Source organism: Streptomyces sp. NPDC029956 (assembly GCF_055574655.1).
Map to the genome: position 1 here is coordinate 258114 of NZ_JBVHZJ010000001.1, position 15253 is coordinate 273366.

15 protein-coding genes are annotated in these 15253 nt (G+C 72.3%); 5 read left to right on the forward strand and 10 right to left on the reverse strand.

Going from position 1 to position 15253, the window contains the following annotated elements; genetic code table 11:
- Positions 1-100 precede the first annotated feature (100 nt).
- Positions 101-685, forward strand: a complete 585-nt coding sequence (locus ACZ4XX_RS00965) for a sigma-70 family RNA polymerase sigma factor (protein WP_468505869.1) — start codon at positions 101-103, stop codon at positions 683-685.
- Positions 682-1437 carry an anti-sigma factor gene (locus ACZ4XX_RS00970; RefSeq protein ID WP_468505870.1) on the forward strand — a complete coding sequence of 252 codons (756 nt, stop codon included), beginning with the start codon at positions 682-684 and terminating at the stop codon, positions 1435-1437. Before ACZ4XX_RS00965 ends, ACZ4XX_RS00970 begins: the two co-directional genes overlap by 4 nt.
- Positions 1438-1527: 90 nt before the next feature.
- Here the strand turns inward: ACZ4XX_RS00970 and ACZ4XX_RS00975 are convergent, their stop codons facing one another.
- The 5 genes from ACZ4XX_RS00975 to ACZ4XX_RS00995 form a co-directional block, all read right to left on the reverse strand.
- Positions 1528-2442 carry an amino acid ABC transporter permease gene (locus ACZ4XX_RS00975; protein ID WP_468505871.1) on the reverse strand — a complete coding sequence of 305 codons (915 nt, stop codon included), beginning with the start codon at positions 2440-2442 and terminating at the stop codon, positions 1528-1530.
- Positions 2439-3104, reverse strand: a complete 666-nt coding sequence (locus tag ACZ4XX_RS00980; protein WP_468505872.1) for an amino acid ABC transporter permease — start codon at positions 3102-3104, stop codon at positions 2439-2441. The genes ACZ4XX_RS00975 and ACZ4XX_RS00980 overlap by 4 nt, the downstream gene beginning before the upstream one ends.
- Before the next feature lie 10 nt (positions 3105-3114).
- Positions 3115-3984: a glutamate ABC transporter substrate-binding protein gene (locus ACZ4XX_RS00985; protein WP_468505873.1), complete on the reverse strand. Its 870-nt coding sequence runs from the start codon at positions 3982-3984 to the stop codon at positions 3115-3117.
- An 89-nt stretch (positions 3985-4073) separates the two neighbouring features.
- Positions 4074-4844, reverse strand: a complete 771-nt coding sequence (locus tag ACZ4XX_RS00990) for an amino acid ABC transporter ATP-binding protein (protein ID WP_468505874.1) — start codon at positions 4842-4844, stop codon at positions 4074-4076.
- A 262-nt stretch (positions 4845-5106) separates the two neighbouring features.
- Positions 5107-5802 carry an alpha/beta hydrolase gene (locus ACZ4XX_RS00995; RefSeq protein WP_468505875.1) on the reverse strand — a complete coding sequence of 232 codons (696 nt, stop codon included), beginning with the start codon at positions 5800-5802 and terminating at the stop codon, positions 5107-5109.
- A 262-nt stretch (positions 5803-6064) separates the two neighbouring features.
- Here ACZ4XX_RS00995 and ACZ4XX_RS01000 point away from each other — a divergent pair, with 262 nt between their 5' ends.
- Together ACZ4XX_RS01000 and ACZ4XX_RS01005 are read left to right on the forward strand one after the other, a co-directional pair.
- Positions 6065-6523 carry a Crp/Fnr family transcriptional regulator gene (locus ACZ4XX_RS01000; protein WP_468505876.1) on the forward strand — a complete coding sequence of 153 codons (459 nt, stop codon included), beginning with the start codon at positions 6065-6067 and terminating at the stop codon, positions 6521-6523.
- Positions 6524-6789: 266 nt separating this feature from the next.
- Positions 6790-8130, forward strand: a complete 1341-nt coding sequence (locus ACZ4XX_RS01005) for a carboxyl transferase domain-containing protein (RefSeq protein ID WP_468505877.1) — start codon at positions 6790-6792, stop codon at positions 8128-8130.
- A 129-nt stretch (positions 8131-8259) separates the two neighbouring features.
- On the opposite strand, the gene ACZ4XX_RS01010 is transcribed toward ACZ4XX_RS01005, so the two are convergent.
- On the reverse strand, positions 8260-8742 hold the full coding sequence (locus ACZ4XX_RS01010; protein ID WP_468505878.1) for an SAM-dependent methyltransferase: 483 nt from the start codon (positions 8740-8742) through the stop codon (positions 8260-8262).
- A 401-nt stretch (positions 8743-9143) separates the two neighbouring features.
- Here ACZ4XX_RS01010 and ACZ4XX_RS01015 point away from each other — a divergent pair, with 401 nt between their 5' ends.
- On the forward strand, positions 9144-10856 hold the full coding sequence (locus tag ACZ4XX_RS01015; protein ID WP_468505879.1) for an FAD-dependent monooxygenase: 1713 nt from the start codon (positions 9144-9146) through the stop codon (positions 10854-10856).
- On the opposite strand, the gene ACZ4XX_RS01020 is transcribed toward ACZ4XX_RS01015, so the two are convergent.
- From ACZ4XX_RS01020 to ACZ4XX_RS01035, 4 genes are all read right to left on the reverse strand, one after another.
- Entirely contained in the window at positions 10833-12479 is a 1647-nt protein-coding gene (locus tag ACZ4XX_RS01020) for a glycosyl hydrolase family 8 (RefSeq protein WP_468505880.1), read from the reverse strand. The genes ACZ4XX_RS01015 and ACZ4XX_RS01020 overlap by 24 nt on opposite strands.
- A gap of 272 nt (positions 12480-12751) precedes the next feature.
- Positions 12752-13915 (reverse strand): AI-2E family transporter, encoded by a 1164-nt coding sequence (locus ACZ4XX_RS01025; RefSeq protein WP_468505881.1) that lies wholly within the window; start codon positions 13913-13915, stop codon positions 12752-12754.
- Positions 13916-14250: 335 nt separating this feature from the next.
- Entirely contained in the window at positions 14251-14967 is a 717-nt protein-coding gene (locus ACZ4XX_RS01030) for a 4'-phosphopantetheinyl transferase family protein (RefSeq protein WP_468505882.1), read from the reverse strand.
- Between the two features lie 10 nt (positions 14968-14977).
- On the reverse strand, positions 14978-15211 hold the full coding sequence (locus tag ACZ4XX_RS01035) for an acyl carrier protein (protein ID WP_468505883.1): 234 nt from the start codon (positions 15209-15211) through the stop codon (positions 14978-14980).
- Positions 15212-15253: the final 42 nt, after the last annotated feature.

The window sequence follows — 15253 nt, forward strand, 5'->3', positions numbered from 1 at the left end:
CGGCGGAGCCGTGCGGAGAAAGTCTCCGACACGGCCCGTCCGCCTGACCGTCGGCTCCGAACACCTCCCGTACTCGATTGATTCCTGGAGGAACCCGCCGGTGACAGAGAACGTGTGGATCGGAGACGTCCGACCAGCGGCTCCGGACCTTCCCGAGCTGATGGGGCGCGTCGCGCTCGGCGACCAGCAGGCCTTCGCGGCCGTCTTCGAAGCCGTGTCCGGGCCGGTGCTCGGCCTCGTCCGCACCGTCCTGCGGGACTCCGCCCAGTCCGAGGAGGTCGCCCAGGAGGTGCTGGTCGAGGTGTGGCGGACCGCGGCCCGCTATCAGCCCGCACGGGGCTCGGTGATGACCTGGGTCCTGATGCTGGCGCACCGCAGGGCCGTCGACCGGGTGCGCTCCGAGCAGGCGGCGTCGAACCGTGAGCAGCGGGCGGCGCGCCTGGAGCACGCGGCCGCCTACGACGAGGTGGTGGAGCAGGTGGAGAGCAGGCTGGAGCGCGAGCAGGTCCGGCGCTGTCTGCGGGGCCTCACCGAGCTGCAGCGCCAGTCGGTGACCCTGGCGTACTACCGCGGCCTCACCTACCGCGAGGTCGCGGAACTGCTGGCCGTGCCGCTGGGGACCGTCAAGGCGCGGATGCGCGACGGCCTCATCCGGCTCCGTGACTGTCTGGGGGTGGGCGCGTGAACGCCGTGGATCCGCACACGATGACCGGCGCGTACGCGCTCGACGCACTGGATTCCGAGGAGTACGAGGCCGTACGGAGCCATCTGGCGGAGTGTCCGTCGTGCGCCCAGGAGGTCCGGGAGTTCTCCGAGACCGTCGTCCGGCTCGGTCTCGCCGTCGCGGCGACACCGACCGCCACCCTGCGGGCGGGCGTGCTGGAACGGATCAGGACCGTACGCCAGGAGCCGCCGGCGACCCGGAAGGCGGCGCGGGGCTCGCGCGGGCCCCGCGGCTTCCAGCGGTGGTCGCGCTGGGCGCTTGCGGCCTGTCTCGCCGGGGCGGTCGGGCTCGGCGGGGTCGCCTCCTGGCAGCACGGTCTCGCCGAGGACGCCCGGCAGGAGACGGCCCGGGCACGCGCGGCGAACGACGCCGTCGCCGAGGTCCTGGCGGCCCCGGACGCCCGGGTCTCCACGAGCCGGCTCGACGGGGGCGCCGTGGGCACGGTCATCGTCTCCGCGTCGCTCGACCGGGCGGTGTTCGCCGCCTCCGGAATGGCGCCGCCACCGGCCGGCAAGGTCTATCAGCTCTGGTACGACGACGGTGGTGCGATGCGGTCCGCGGGGCTGATGGACCCGGGTGCCACGGCCGAGGCGACCCTTCTCGACGGCCCCGTGAACCGGGCGTCGGGGGTGGGGGTCACCGTGGAACCGGCCGGTGGTTCGCCGAGTCCGACCTCCGCGCCGGTGGCGCTGCTCGCCCTCCCCGGGGCCTGACCGGGGTCGCTGTCGCCCCTCCCCGGGCCTGACCGGCGGCACGCGCGCGTGGGGACACCCGCGCGCGTGCCCCCGTTCCCGTCCGGAGGATCACCTGGTCCCGTCGGTCGGGCCCGCGTGTTCGCCCGGTGTGGCGAGTTCCTCCACCGCGTCCGCTCCGACGACCGCGCCCGTGGACCTCTTGCCGCGCCGCAGCCGGGCTTCGAGCCAGGAGGCGAACGTGGTGAGCGCGAAGTTGAGGATGACGAAGAGCACGGCGACGACGGTGAAGCAGGCGATCGTGTTCGCTCCGTAGTTGGCGCTCATCGGGCGGACGGAGGCGAGGAGTTCGGAGAAGCCGAGCATCGCGCCGCCGAGCGCGGTGTCCTTGACGATGACGACGAGCTGGCTGACGAGCGCGGGCAGCATGGCCGTGACCGACTGCGGGAGCAGCACGTACGTCATGGTCTGGCCCTTGCGCATGCCGATGGCCTTCGCCGCGTCGGTCTGACCCGCCGGGAGGGCGAGGATGCCGGCCCGGACGACCTCGGCGAGCACGGAGGCGTTGTAGAGGACGAGGCCGGTGACGACGGCGTACAGCGGGCGTGTCTCCGGGCTGATGTCGGTGAACTCGGAGTAGACCGCGTTGGCGAAGAGCATGAGGATCAGGACGGGGATGGCACGGAAGAACTCGACGACCGTGCCCGCCGCGCCGCGTACGGCCCGGTGGTCGGAGAGGCGGGAGATGCCGAGGAGGGCGCCGAGGGGCAGGGCCAGCACCATGGAGAGCGCGGCGGCGATCACGGTGTTCTTGAGCGCGGGAAGGATGTACGTCTCCCAGACACGCGCGTCGGTGAAGAAGGGGGCCCACTTGGACCATTCGAGCTGGTTCTTGTCGGCGAGGCTCGCCACGACCCACCACACGACGGCGGCGAGCGCGAGCAGGAACAGCAGCGTCCAGAGGAGGTTGCGGCGCCGCGCGCGGGGGCCGGGGACGTCGTAGAGGACGGTGGGCTTGGTCTTCACCGTTTCACCGCCACCTTCTTGGCCACCCAGCCGAGGAACAGACCGGTGGGCAGGGTCAGGCAGATGAAGCCGACGGCGAAGATCGCGGATATGAGGATGAGCTGGGCCTCGTTCTCGATCATCTCCCGCATCAGCAGGGCGGCTTCGGCGACGCCGATGGCGGCGGCCACGGTGGTGTTCTTGGTGAGGGCGATGAGGACGTTGGCGAGGGGGCCGACGACGGATCGGAACGCCTGCGGGAGCACGATGATGCGCAGGACCTGGGGGAAGCTGAGTCCGATGGCGCGGGCGGCCTCGACCTGTCCGAGGGGGACGGTGTTGATGCCGGAGCGCAGTGCCTCGCAGACGAAGGCGCTGGTGTAGGCGATGAAACCGAGGACGGCGAGCCGGAAGTTGATCGTGGTGAACCGGTCGGCGCCCATGCTCACCCCGAGGGTCTGGAAGAGACCGAGCGAGGTGAAGACGATGATGACGGTGAGCGGGATGTTGCGGACGACGTTGATGTAGACGGTGCCGAAGCCCCGCATGAGGGGGACGGGGCTGACGCGCATCGCCGCCAGCAGCGTCCCCCAGACGAGGGAGCCGATCGCCGAGTAGACGGTGAGCTGCACCGTCACCCAGAAGGCTCCGAGCAGGTCGTACCCCTGGAGGAAGTCGAACACGACGGCCCGCTCACTTCACGATGACGCCGATCTCGGGGGCGGGTTCGTTCTGGTAGTTCGCGGGGCCGAAGTTCTTCTCCACCGCCGCGTCCCAGGAACCGTCGGCGACCATCTTCTCCAGGGCAGTGTTGATCTTCGCCTTGAGCTCGCTGCCCTTCTGGACGCCGATGCCGTAGTTCTCGTTGCTCATCTTGAAGCCGCCGAGCTTGAACTTGTCCTTGAACTCGCTCTGCGAGGCGTATCCGGCGAGGATCGAGTCGTCGGTGGTGACGGCGTCGATGACACCGTTCTCGAGACCGGTCAGACACTCCGAGTAACCGCCGAACTCCTGGAGTTGCGCGTCGGGAGCGATCTTGTCCTTGACGTTCTGCGCGGAGGTCGAGCCGGTGACCGAGCAGAGCTTCTTGTTGTTGAGGTCGGACGGCTGCTTGATCGAGTCGTCGTCGGCCCTGATCAGGACGTCCTGGTGGGCGAGGAGGTAGGGGCCGGCGAAGTCGACCTTCTCGGCCCGCTTGTCGTTGATCGAGTACGAGGCCGCGATGAAGTCCACGTCGCCGCGCTGCAGCAGCGTCTCCCGGTCGGCGCTCTTGGCCTCCTTCCATACGATGTCGGAGGGGTCGTGGCCGAGTTCCTTGGCGATGTACGTGGCCACGTCGACGTCGAAGCCGGTGTAGGTGCCGTCGGGGGTCTTCAGGCCGATGCCGGGCTGGTCGTACTTGATGCCGACGGTGATCTCGTCGCCGCCGTGGTCGCGTGGCACGGCGCCGGTCGCGCCGTTCGCGAATCCTGCGGAGGTGAAGGAGAGGACGACGGCCGCGGCGACGGCCACGGTGGCCCTGCCGGTCCTGACGGTCGCCCTGCCGGTCTTGGTCGGGTTCATGAGGATCACCCCTGGGGGCTGCTGGTCGGGCGGCGACCCTGCCGTGTCGTGCGGTGGTGCGGTGCCACGGTGTCGGTGGTTCCGCGGTGTCAGTGGTGGAGGATCTTGGACAGGAAGTCCTTGGCACGGTCGCTGCGCGGGTTGCTGAAGAACTCGTCCGGGGTCGTCTCCTCGACGATCCTGCCGTCGGCCATGAAGACGACGCGGTTGGCGGCGGATCGGGCGAAGCCCATCTCATGGGTGACGACCACCATCGTCATGCCGTCCCGGGCGAGTTGCTGCATGACCTCCAGGACCTCGTTGATCATCTCGGGGTCGAGAGCGGAGGTCGGTTCGTCGAAGAGCATCACCTTCGGATCCATGGCGAGGGCGCGGGCGATCGCCACGCGCTGTTGCTGGCCGCCGGAGAGCTGGGCCGGGTACTTCTCCGCCTGTGAGGCGACCCCGACCCGGTCGAGCAGGGCACGGGCGCGCTGCTCGGCCGCCTTCCGGTCCTTCTTGCGGACCTTGATCTGGCCCAGGGTGACGTTGTCGAGAACCGTCTTGTGCGCGAAGAGGTTGAAGGACTGGAAGACCATCCCCACGTCGGCGCGCAGGGCCGCGAGTTCGCGTCCTTCGGCGGGCAGGGGGCGTCCGTCGACGACGATCTCGCCCTTGTCGATGGTCTCCAGGCGGTTGATCGCGCGGCAGAGCGTCGACTTGCCCGATCCCGACGGCCCGATGACGACCACGACCTCGCCTCGGTGGATCGTGAGGTCGATGGACTGGAGGACGTGCAGGGTGCCGAAGTGCTTGTCGACCCCGCTCAGCACGACGAGCGCGTCGCCTCCTTCCGGGACGCCACCTTCCGGGACGGGCATGTCAGCCTCCTGGCTCACGCCCCCGCTCGCCGCTCCTTCTCACGTTCATGCTCCGCCCTCCACCCGCCCCCCGCACGCCGGAGGGGGTGCACGGAGGGTGAGCGGGCACGCCGGGACGTGACCCCCGGCCCGCGGGCCGGGGGTCACGTGGGGCCCGGGCCGCCGGACGGCGCTCAGGCTTCGGTCAGGAGCCCGTGTCGCTGACGGCCGGCTCGGTCGGTCGGTGGCGGCGGTCTCGCAAACGGCCGGCTCGATCAGGCGGTCAGGACGCGGTCTCGCGGGCGGCCAGCTCGATCAGGTCGCAGATCTCGACGGGCCGGGAGGCGAGCGAGGCGTGGCTCGCGTCGAGCTCGACGGTCTTGCGCGGGTTCATGCGCGCGGCCATGCGGCGCTCGTTGTCGGGGTGGATCATGCGGTCCTGGGTGGAGACCTGGTAGTACGTCGGCTTGGCCCGCCAGGCCGGTACGGTGACGTCGTCGCCGAAGGTGGAGCCGAGCGGCGCCTTCTGCGTGACGGCCATGACCAGGGCCTCTTCCTGGGTGAGGTCCTGGGCGAAGCTGTCGTGGAACGCGTCCTGCTTGATCCAGAGGTAGCCGTCGGAGTCGGGGGCGATGTTCTCGAAGGCGGCGGGCGGCTTCTCCTGGCTGATCTGGCCGGGACTCTCGCCGGCGTCCGGGGCGAAGGCGGCGACGTAGACGAGGCCGGTCACGTTCGGCAGGTCGCCCGCCTCGGTGATGACGGCACCGCCGTAGGAGTGGCCGACGAGCAGGACGGGTCCGTCGACCTGCCGCACCATCTTCCGCGTGCGCTCCGCGTCGTCGGCGAGCGAGGTGAGCGGGTTCTCGACGGCGTGGAGCCGGTCGTGGCCTCGCCGGTGGAGCTCGGTGATCACCTTGGACCAGTGGGCGGCACCGCCCCAGAAGCCGTGGACGAGGACGATCGCGGGCTTGTCTGCCATGGGTTCCGTACCGATCTGCGTGAGGACATGGACCCCGCCCCTGCTCCCGCCCCGTACCCCCGGCCCCGTACCCCCGCCGTCACGCTACGGGAGGGACAGGGGGGTCGCATGTCAGGCCTGAGCACGTGCGTGTGCTCCGGCCCGGGCAGGCGCTCCGGGGCGTACGGGCGGGGCGCGGCAGGCCTCGAACCCGCGTACGCGCGCGTGGGGGCGGGCTGGCGGACACTGGGGGTGGGAGCCGAGTGCGCGAGGAGGGTCCGCCATGAGCAGTGCCGCACCCAAGGTCAGCACGTTGCCGACCGAGCACCGGGAACGCCTGATGGCCTTCGCCGAGGACGTGTACTTCGAGTCCGGTCACCGGCTGTTCGAGGAGCAACAGCACGCCGACCGGTTCTGGATCGTGAAGACGGGCGCGGTGACGCTCGACGCGAAGGTGCCGGGGCGCGGGGCTCCGGTGATCGAGACCCTGCACCACGGTGAGCTGGTGGGTCTGTCGTGGCTGTTCCCGCCGTATCTGTGCCAGTCGGGGGCGGAGGCGATGACCCCCGTCCGGGCGCAGGAGTTCGACGCCCCGGCCGTGCGCTCGATGTGCCGCTCGGACGCGGAGTTCGGAGCCTCGGTCATGTTCTGGGTGGGCGCGATCCTGGCGCACCGCCTCCAGGTGACCAGGGTCCGGCTCCTCGACCTGTACGCGCCGCACGGCAGCGGCATCCTGGCCTGACGGACGACCGGGCCGGCGGGGACGGCAGGGGCACGGAGGCACTCGGCCACGCCGGCCCCCAGGTCCGCAGGCCCCCAGGCCCCCAGGTCCCCAGGTCCCCAGGCCCGGCGACGGAGAGACGAGACGGGGGCGGCCGAGGGGGCGGGCCGGGGCCGTCGCACCGCCGGACGCTACCGTGGCGGTGCACCGGCGGGTCCGGTCCCCCGCGGCCACCGCGGGGCGGACGGGCCCTCCCCCACACTCCGTCGACGAGCTGCGAGGTCCGGATGAGCGACCCGACGACGGCACGCGAGGCGATCGCCCTCGTCGCCGGCGACGACTTCACCGAGTTCCCCTTCGCGGAGGGCCCCTTGGCGGACGACGGGCCGCTGGGCTGGCCCGGCTACTCCGCCGCGCACGCGCGCGCCGCCGCCCGTACCGGCGAGACCGAGTCGGTGATCTGCGGCACCGGTGGGATCGGCGGAGTACGGGCGGTCCTGATCTCCTTCGAGTTCGGGTTCCTCGGCGGCTCCCTCGGGGAGCGGACGGGTGCGCGCGCCGCCGCGGCCCACGCGGAGGCCCGCGCGCGACGGCTGCCCGTGGTCGTGCTGCCCGCGACCGGCGGCAGCCGGATGCACGAGGGCATGCGGGCGCTACTCCAACTCCAGCTCCTGGCGGGCGAGTCGGCGCGCACCCGCGCCGCCGGACTGCCGCAGATCGCCGTCCTGCGGGACCCGACGACGGGTGGCGGCTGGGCCACGCTCGGCGCCGGATCCGATGTGGTGCTCGCGCTGCCCGGCGCCCAGGTCGGCTTCGCCGGTTCCCGGGTCCGCCCGGCGGACGCGGACCCCGCCGCGTACACCGCGGAGGCACAGCTCGCGCACGGCCACATCGACGCGATCGTGGCCCCCGACGCGCTCCGGGACTCCCTCGGACGCTGGCTCTCCCTGCTCACGCGTCCCGCCGAAGGGCCGGCGGCGCCGCCGCGCGCGCTCGGCGCCCCGGGCACGCCGCCCGCCGCGAGCGGCCGGGACGCGGTGGCCCGGGCCCGGCACCCGGAGCGGCCCCGGGCCGACGCGTACCTCGACGCGTACTTCTCCGTCCGCGAGGAGGTCTCGGGCGACCGCGCCGGCGGTGTCGACCCGGGGATGCGGTGCGGCTTCGGGCAGCTCCCCGACGGCCGCACGGTGGCGTACGCGGCGCAGTGCGGGACCGCGACCCGCCCGGCCGGATTCCGTACGGCCGCCCGGCTGGTACGGCTCGCCGACCGGCTGGGGATCCCGGTCCTCACCCTCATCGACACGCCGGGGGCGGCCAACGACCCGGAGGCGGAACGCGCCGGAGCGGGCCCGGCGATCGCCGACCTGTTCGCCGCCGTCGCCACCGCGCGCGTCCCTGTCACCTCGCTGCTCATCGGCGAGGGCGGCTCGGGCGGCGCCCTCGCCCTCGCGGCCCCCGACCACCTCTGGGCCACGCCCGACAGCTACTTCTCGGTGATCGCCCCCGAGGCGGCAGCGTCGATCCTCAAGCGCCCGCCGGAGGAGTCCGCCGCGACGGCGGACCGGCTCCGGCTGCGCCCGCCGGACCTCCTGGACCTGGGCGTCGTCCGGGGCGTCGTGGAGAACTGAAGCCCGCCGCGTGGGGGCCGGGACGCCGGCCCCGCCCGCGACGCTCCCCGGTCGTCGTGCCGCGGAGGGTCACGGAGGGTCGCGCTACTCGAACACCCTGCGCCGCATGATCGCCGCCCCCTCGGCCGCTCAGTAGTAGTGCCTCATGATCTCGTCCGCCCAGGCCGGCTGGGTGGTCGGGCCCTGCGGGGCGAACTCGGCCATGTACGGCTTGATGTCGAGGACCGGTGTGCCGTCGACGGCGTCGAGGCCGCGCACATGGACGTCCAGGCCGTCCGTGCGGACCAGCACGCAGCGGGAGAGCCCGAGCCGGTTGGGTCGGTTCTTGCCCCGCTGGGCGAAGATCCCGACCAGCGGCCACTCGGTGTTGCCGCGCGGGTGACGGGCACCGGTCTCGACGGCGTCCGCTCGTACGCGGTCGAAGTGGTAGACGACCTCCAGATGCGAGAACGCGTCCAGGCCGGCGAGCGCCTCGGGGCCGAACATCTCCGCGTCCAGCCGGATGACCGACTCGACGTCGGCCCACCCGTCGTCGCGCACGTCCTCGCGGCCCCCGACCACCTGACCCACCGGGTGGGAGACGACGGCCGGACGGAACTGTTCCCGTGCCATGAGATCCTCGCTCTTTCCTACGCCCCCGGAGGGATTCCCGCCCGGCACGCTATCGCTGCTGCCGGCGCCGTAGGGGTGCCGGTCCCGTACCCCGGTTCGGGTGCCCCTCACCGCCCCGGCTTCGGGGCGCGTCGACTCAGGTTCTCCGCCGCCCGTGCGGTTCGGCCCGGAGTACGACCGTTCCCGCGCCGGCGAACTCCGCGTGAAGACCTGTGCGAGGCCGAACCGCCTCGGGCCGACCCCAGGTCGACGCGAGCCGGCGCGCGGGATCCACCGGCCGTCACGGCCGCGCCACGCGCGCGCGTACGCGGTCCGGACCACACGGCTCGCCGATCGGGCGGCCGCGAGTGACCATGGAGGACCGAACCTGGCGAGAGGCCGGCCGGCACTGGAGGGCACCCGTGGCGCACACCGGCACGACCACCGACGTACTCATCGTGGGCGCGGGTCCCGTCGGCCTGAGTGCCGCCGCCGAGCTCCGCAGGCACGGGGTGCGCTGTCGGCTCGTCGACCGGCTCCCGACCAGACTCCCGTACGCCAAGGCCGTCGGGATCCAGCCGCGCACCCTGGAGCTGTGGGACCGGATGGGCCTGGTCCGTGCCGTCCTGGAGGCCGCCGTCCCGATGCGCGGCCAACTGACGTACGTCAACGGAGCGGAAGCGGCGCGCATCGCGCTGGAGTTGCCCCCCGACGTGCCGTACGGCTTCGCCGCGCTTCCGCAGTACGAGACCGAGCGGCTCCTGGAGGAGTACGTCGCGGGCCTGGGGACGTCCATCGAGCGCGGGACCGAACTCGTCTCGTTCGTCCAGGACCCGGACGGGGTCACCGCGCTGCTGCGCGGCACGTCGGGAGCCGTCGAGGAGCTGCGGGTCCCCTATCTGATCGGCTGCGACGGGGCCCACAGCGTCGTCCGCAAGACACTGGGACTGTCGTACGAGGGCGGTGCCTTCCCGGAGGCGTACATGCTCGGCGACGTCGTGGCCGACTCCGACTGGGACCTGCCCCGGGGGTACGCGCTCCGCTGCGAGCACCGTGCCGCCGACGGGTCCCTCGACGACGTCCTCGTCTGCATCCCGCTGCCCGGTGACGGCCGTTACCGGATGTCGATGAAGGTGCCGCCCGAACCGGCCGAACCGGACGCTGCGGCGCACCCGGTGCCGGCCGGGCAGCCGCCCCGGGCCCCCTCCTCGTCGGACGGTGTCGCCCACGGTCTCCAGGGCGGTCGCGGCCCCGGGCTGTCCGAGCTCCAGGCCGTCGTCGACCGGCTGGCCCCGGGCCCGGCCCGGCTCTCCGATCTGCGCTGGTCGTCGGTCTTCCGCATCAGCCACCGCATCGTGGGCCGCTACGGCCAGGGGCGGGTCTTCGTCGCGGGCGACGCCGCCCACATCCATCCGCCCACCGGCGCCCAGGGGATGAACACCGGCATCCAGGACGCCGCCAACCTGGCCTGGAAGCTCGCCCTCGTGGTGCGGGGCGAGGCCGGGCCCGGGCTGCTCGGCAGTTACGACGCCGAGCGCCGCCCGGTGGGCGAGGAGGTCGTCGGCAGGACCGTGCGGCACGCCACCCGAGGCATGGAGAACGACCGGGACGACCTGACGACCACGCTGCTCCGCGAGGCCCAACTGCTCGTCGGCTACCGGGACGGCCCGCTCGCGGGCTCCCCGTACGGGCCGGTCGAGGCGCCGCAGCCCGGCGACCTGGCCCCGGACTGCGGCGGGCTGACCACACCGATCGCCGTCCACCCGCTGCGGCTGCTCGACGTCCTGCGCGACCGCCCGGGACACGTGGCCGTGCTGTACGGGGCCGGCTCCACCGGCCTGACGCGGGCGGTCGACGCGGCGCGGGCCGCCGTCGGCGACCGGCTGCCGCTCGACGTCGTCGTCGTCCTCCCCCTGGAGACCGACCCCGACGCTCCGCCCGCCGTCGGCGCGCCGGTGTACCGCGACGCCGCCGGGGAGTTCGCGCGGATCTATCTCCCCGACGGCGCCACCGGCTTCGTCGTGCGCCCCGACGGGCAGCTCGCCGCGCGGTTCCCGCTCGGCGCCACCACGGCGGCCCTGACGGACTGCCTCAAGGCGCTGTCCGTACCGCTACGGGACCCAGTGGTTGCCTGAGGCCGTGATCATGACCTGGAGCTGGATGCTCGCGGAGAAGTAGCTGCTGGTGTCGATCGGGGTGGCCAGCATCTTGTTCCACAGGGCGTCCAGCCAGGCCTGGCTGCCGGAGTCGGTCATCGCCGCCACCGTGAACGGGGCGAAGAAGGCGGCCTCGCTGCCCGCCGAGATCTGGGTGCCGTTGAGCTTGTAGCCGATGGCGATCTTGTTCGGGTCGCCGCCGGTCTTCGTCTTGATCCAGCTGTTGACCTTCCGGGCGGCCGCGAGCGACGTGGCGTCGCCGCTGGTCACCGCGTCGTCGGCGATGCGCCACGGGGTGCGGCAGGCGTTCCACCAGTACGCGCCGTCGTTGGGGTCCTCCAGGACCTGGCCCGGGGCGGGCTTGGGCGTGGTGTTGGTGTCGACGACGAAGTCGGGGAGAAGCCCGGTGCCTGAGGCGTACGTCGACTGAAGGCGCGCGATCTGGGTCTGGTGAGCGGTGCGCACGGCGTCCCAGGTCGTGTCACCGGAGGCCGTACGGAAGGCGCGGAAGTGGTCGACCATCCAGTCGGACGTACGGGATATGTAGTAGTACTGGTCGCCGGAGCTGCTCCAGTCGCCGAGCTTCAGGAGCTTGGTCGTCGGGTTGAGCTCGTCCTTCTTGATCGCGGCGATGTGCTTGAGCGCGAGGTCCTTGTAGTTGTACGTGCCGGTGCTGCCCCACTGCTTGTCGGCGAGGAGCAGGCCGTACGCCACGTCCATGTCGCCGTCGGTGGCGCCGTCACCGCCGTTGACGCTGCGGCAGTTGACGTCCTGTTCGGCGGCGAGCAGGTTGGGGTTGATGGAGGACGGGTGGTCGATCTTCCACTTGACGAGGCCGTCGAAGATCTTCTTCGCGTCGGGATCGGCGCCGGCCATGGTAGCGGCGACGACCATGCCGTAGCCCTGCGCCTCGGCGACGTACGGGTGGTCGGCGTCGGGCGAGATGATCTGGTACCAGCCGTTGCCGCAGTTCTGTCGGACGAAGGCGGACTTCCACCTGTTGTAGTAGTCGACGACCTTCTGGTCGAGGGCCGCCTGGGAGCCGGAGGGCTTCAGCATGCCGGCGGCGTAGGGCTTGAGGTGGCTGCCGAAGGGGACGGCCGTGCTGCCGCCGCCTCCGGTGCCGGTGGGCGCGCCGTACACCTCGAACTCCCAGAGGGAGTATCCGTACGCGGTGCCGCGGCCGGTCCCGTACATGCGGACGTAGCGGCCGCTGCCGGAGACCGTGAGGTCGTCGGTCGCGCCGTCACCGGCGGTGGTGGAGTAGACGTCGGACCAGGTCGAGCCGTCGGCCGAGGTCTGGATCCGGTACGTCTTCCCGTACGCGTCCTCCCAGTTGAGCTTGACGCGCGAGATCGTGTGGTTGCCCCCGAGGTCGATGCGGATCCACTGCGGATCGACCCCTTCGAGGCTCGCCCAGCGAGTGGCCGCGCTGCCGTCCACCGCGAGGCCGGGCCCGAAGGCCGAGGTCTCGACGGACGAGGCCGTCACCGCCTTTCCGGTGGACACCAGGCTGTCGGCCGCCTGTGCCTGCGGCAGCACCGTCAGGGGCAACGCCAGCAGACCCGCGAGCCCGAGAAGCGAGACGCTTCGTCGACGCATGACAACTCCCTTTCCCTCCATGGCCAATGGTTAGGAAATATTCCTAACCATTGGCCCGGAGAGTAGAGAGACCGGAAGTCCCGCGCAAGACCCCGCACCACAAACGGGACGCGACTCCCCGGCGCGGGACGCTCGCACATCTCCCGGAGTCAGGACGAGACGGGCGTACGGTCGTCGCTCGGCGAAGTGGGCATCCACGCCCGCATCCTGACCGGTCGTCATCCCGCGCGCCGCGCCTCGCACCGACCCCGGCGCCCGGCCTCGGCGCAACGTCAGTCATCCGTCGGCGCCGCGCCACCCTCCTCCGGCGTCGCAGCGTCACCCGTCTCCTGCGTCGCCGCATCGCCCTCCTCCAATGCCGCCCCGACCTCCCTCTTCGCCGCGCGGGCGTCCCGTAGCGCCGTGTGCGCCGACCAGACCACCGAGACCAGCGGAACGGCCACCACGGCGCCCACGATGCCCGCGGCGATCGAGCCGGCGATGACCGAGATCGCGACCACCAGCGGGTGGAGCCGGACGGCCCAGCTCATGACGAGCGGGTGCAGGAGATGACCCTCGATCTGACCGATCACCACGATCAGACCGATCACGATCGCAGCCACCAGGGGCCCCTGCGAGGCCAGCGCCACCACGGCGGCGACCGCCAGGGCGATCGGCGAGCCGATCAGCGGCACGAACGCGGCCACGAACTCCAGCAGTGCCAGCGGCACCGCGAGGGGGACGCCGAGGAGCCACAGGGCGATCCCGACGAGCACCGCGTTCACCGCCGCCACGAGGACGATCCCGTGGGTGTAGCCGGTGAAGGTCCGCCAGGCGGCGCGCCCGCCGACCGTCACCCGCTCGCGGACCGACCCGGGCAGCTGCTTCTGGAACCAGGCCCACTGACGGTCGCCCGAGTGGATGAAGAACACCGCGGAGAACACGGCGAGGGCCAGTGTCGTCAGCACAGCCACCACATGATGGGCGCCGCTCACCGCCGTACTGACCAGGGTCGAGCGATGGCTGGAGAGGAAGTCCCCGATCTTGGCCTGGAGATCGCTCAACGCCCCCGGGTTCAGCCGGAACGGCGGCCGCTCCAGCCAGTCCTCGATCCGGGCGACCCCCACCCGGAACTCGCGCACGAGGGTCGTCCGCTCCCCCGCCACCGCCTCCCCGACCAGCGCGAGCACGCCCAGGACGAGCGCGATGCTGCCGAGGAGGGTGAGCGCGACGGCGACGGACCGGGGCAGCCCTCTGGCCGCCAGATCGGCGAGCGGGCGGAGCAGCGCGGTGATCACGAGCCCGAGGAAGAGGGCCACGCCGATCTCGTGGAACCGTCCGAGCACCGCGAACAGGCTGTAGACGAGCACGCCGACGACGAGCAGCCGCCACGCGTACGCGGCGGCGGTCCGGAGGAAGGGACTGACCGTGACCGTCGGTGAAGTGCCTGGCTGCATCCCACCGACCTACCACCCACGACGACCTCAGGTCGTGAGGATCACAGGCCGGGCGCCTGGAACTCCGCCGATCGGCGGTGCGACCGGCGGCAGAACGGGCCGTCCGTGACAGCACGCCTCCCACACCCGAGCCGGTGTCGGCGTCTGACAGCCGTGGCAGGGCCGCGCGGACCCGGCGAGTCGTCCCGGATGCCCGATCCCGGCCCGCCCTCGACAGGCGGCGCGCGCTGTCCCAGGTCCGTCACGACGCCGTGTGCGGGCAGCGCGGCAGCGCCGGGCGGTCCTTGGCGCGTTCTCGGCGGTGTACGGCCGCCGGGATCGACCGCCAGGGATCGTCATGCGGAGGCGATCGTGATCCGCGTCGTGCAGGCCGCGGCGGCGACGGCCGCGCGGGGCCGGTCCGTCCACTCGAACAGCCTCAGATCGCCCTGGTCGGCGTGACCGCTCCCGACGGCCTTCAGCCGGGCTTCCGCCCGGACCCACAGGCGCAGCAGCGCCGGGCCCGCATCCGGTCGGGCCGAGGCCTCCGCGACGTCCGCTTCGGGAAGGAGACGGCGGAGTACGTGCACGGGGCCGGGGCGGCGCGCCGACGGCTCCACGTCGACGCCGATCGCACCCGGACCCACGGCTGCCGCGACGAGCCCGTCGGCGTGACTGAGGCTGACGCCCACCCCGGGGCGGCCGCGCAGGTACGGGCGTCCGTGGCCCTGCCCGCCGCATCCGGGGCACAGCTGGGCGAGGGCCGTCGTGTCCGGCGGAAGGCCCGTGGCACGGGCGAGGCACAGCCGTACGAGGAGGCGCGCCGCCAGTACGTCGTCCCGGCGGCTCGGCAGCCGTATCCCTGCGAGGCGGCGCCGCTCCCACGGCGCCAGCATGCCCTCGTCCAGATCGGGGTGGGCCAGCACCTCCGGGGTCGTCGCCACGATGGCGAGCGCCGTGACCGAGTCCGTGGCCGTCGCCCGGTCCGTGGCCCTTGCCGCAGCCGAGTCCGTGACCGCAGCCCAGTCCGTGGCCCGGCCCGCAGCCCGGTCCGGCTCCGGAGCGCCCGTCATCGGGGGACGCTCAGCCGGCGGCGGCGCTCAGGAAGCGCTCCCGGACGCGGCCGAGGGTGCGGAAGTCGTCGATGGTGACCTCCTGGAGGTCGATGGTGCTCCCGGAGAGCTCCTCCAGGAGGTCGATGAACTCCAGGAAGTCCATGGAGTCGATGAGTCGCGCCTCGATGAGGTCCTCGTCGTGGGCGATCGGGCCGTCGAGGCCGGGGTTCTTCTGGTGAAGCCACTCGGCGATGCGTTCCATGGGAAGAGGTCGCTCCTTGCTCACAGCTGTAGGGGGAAAGGG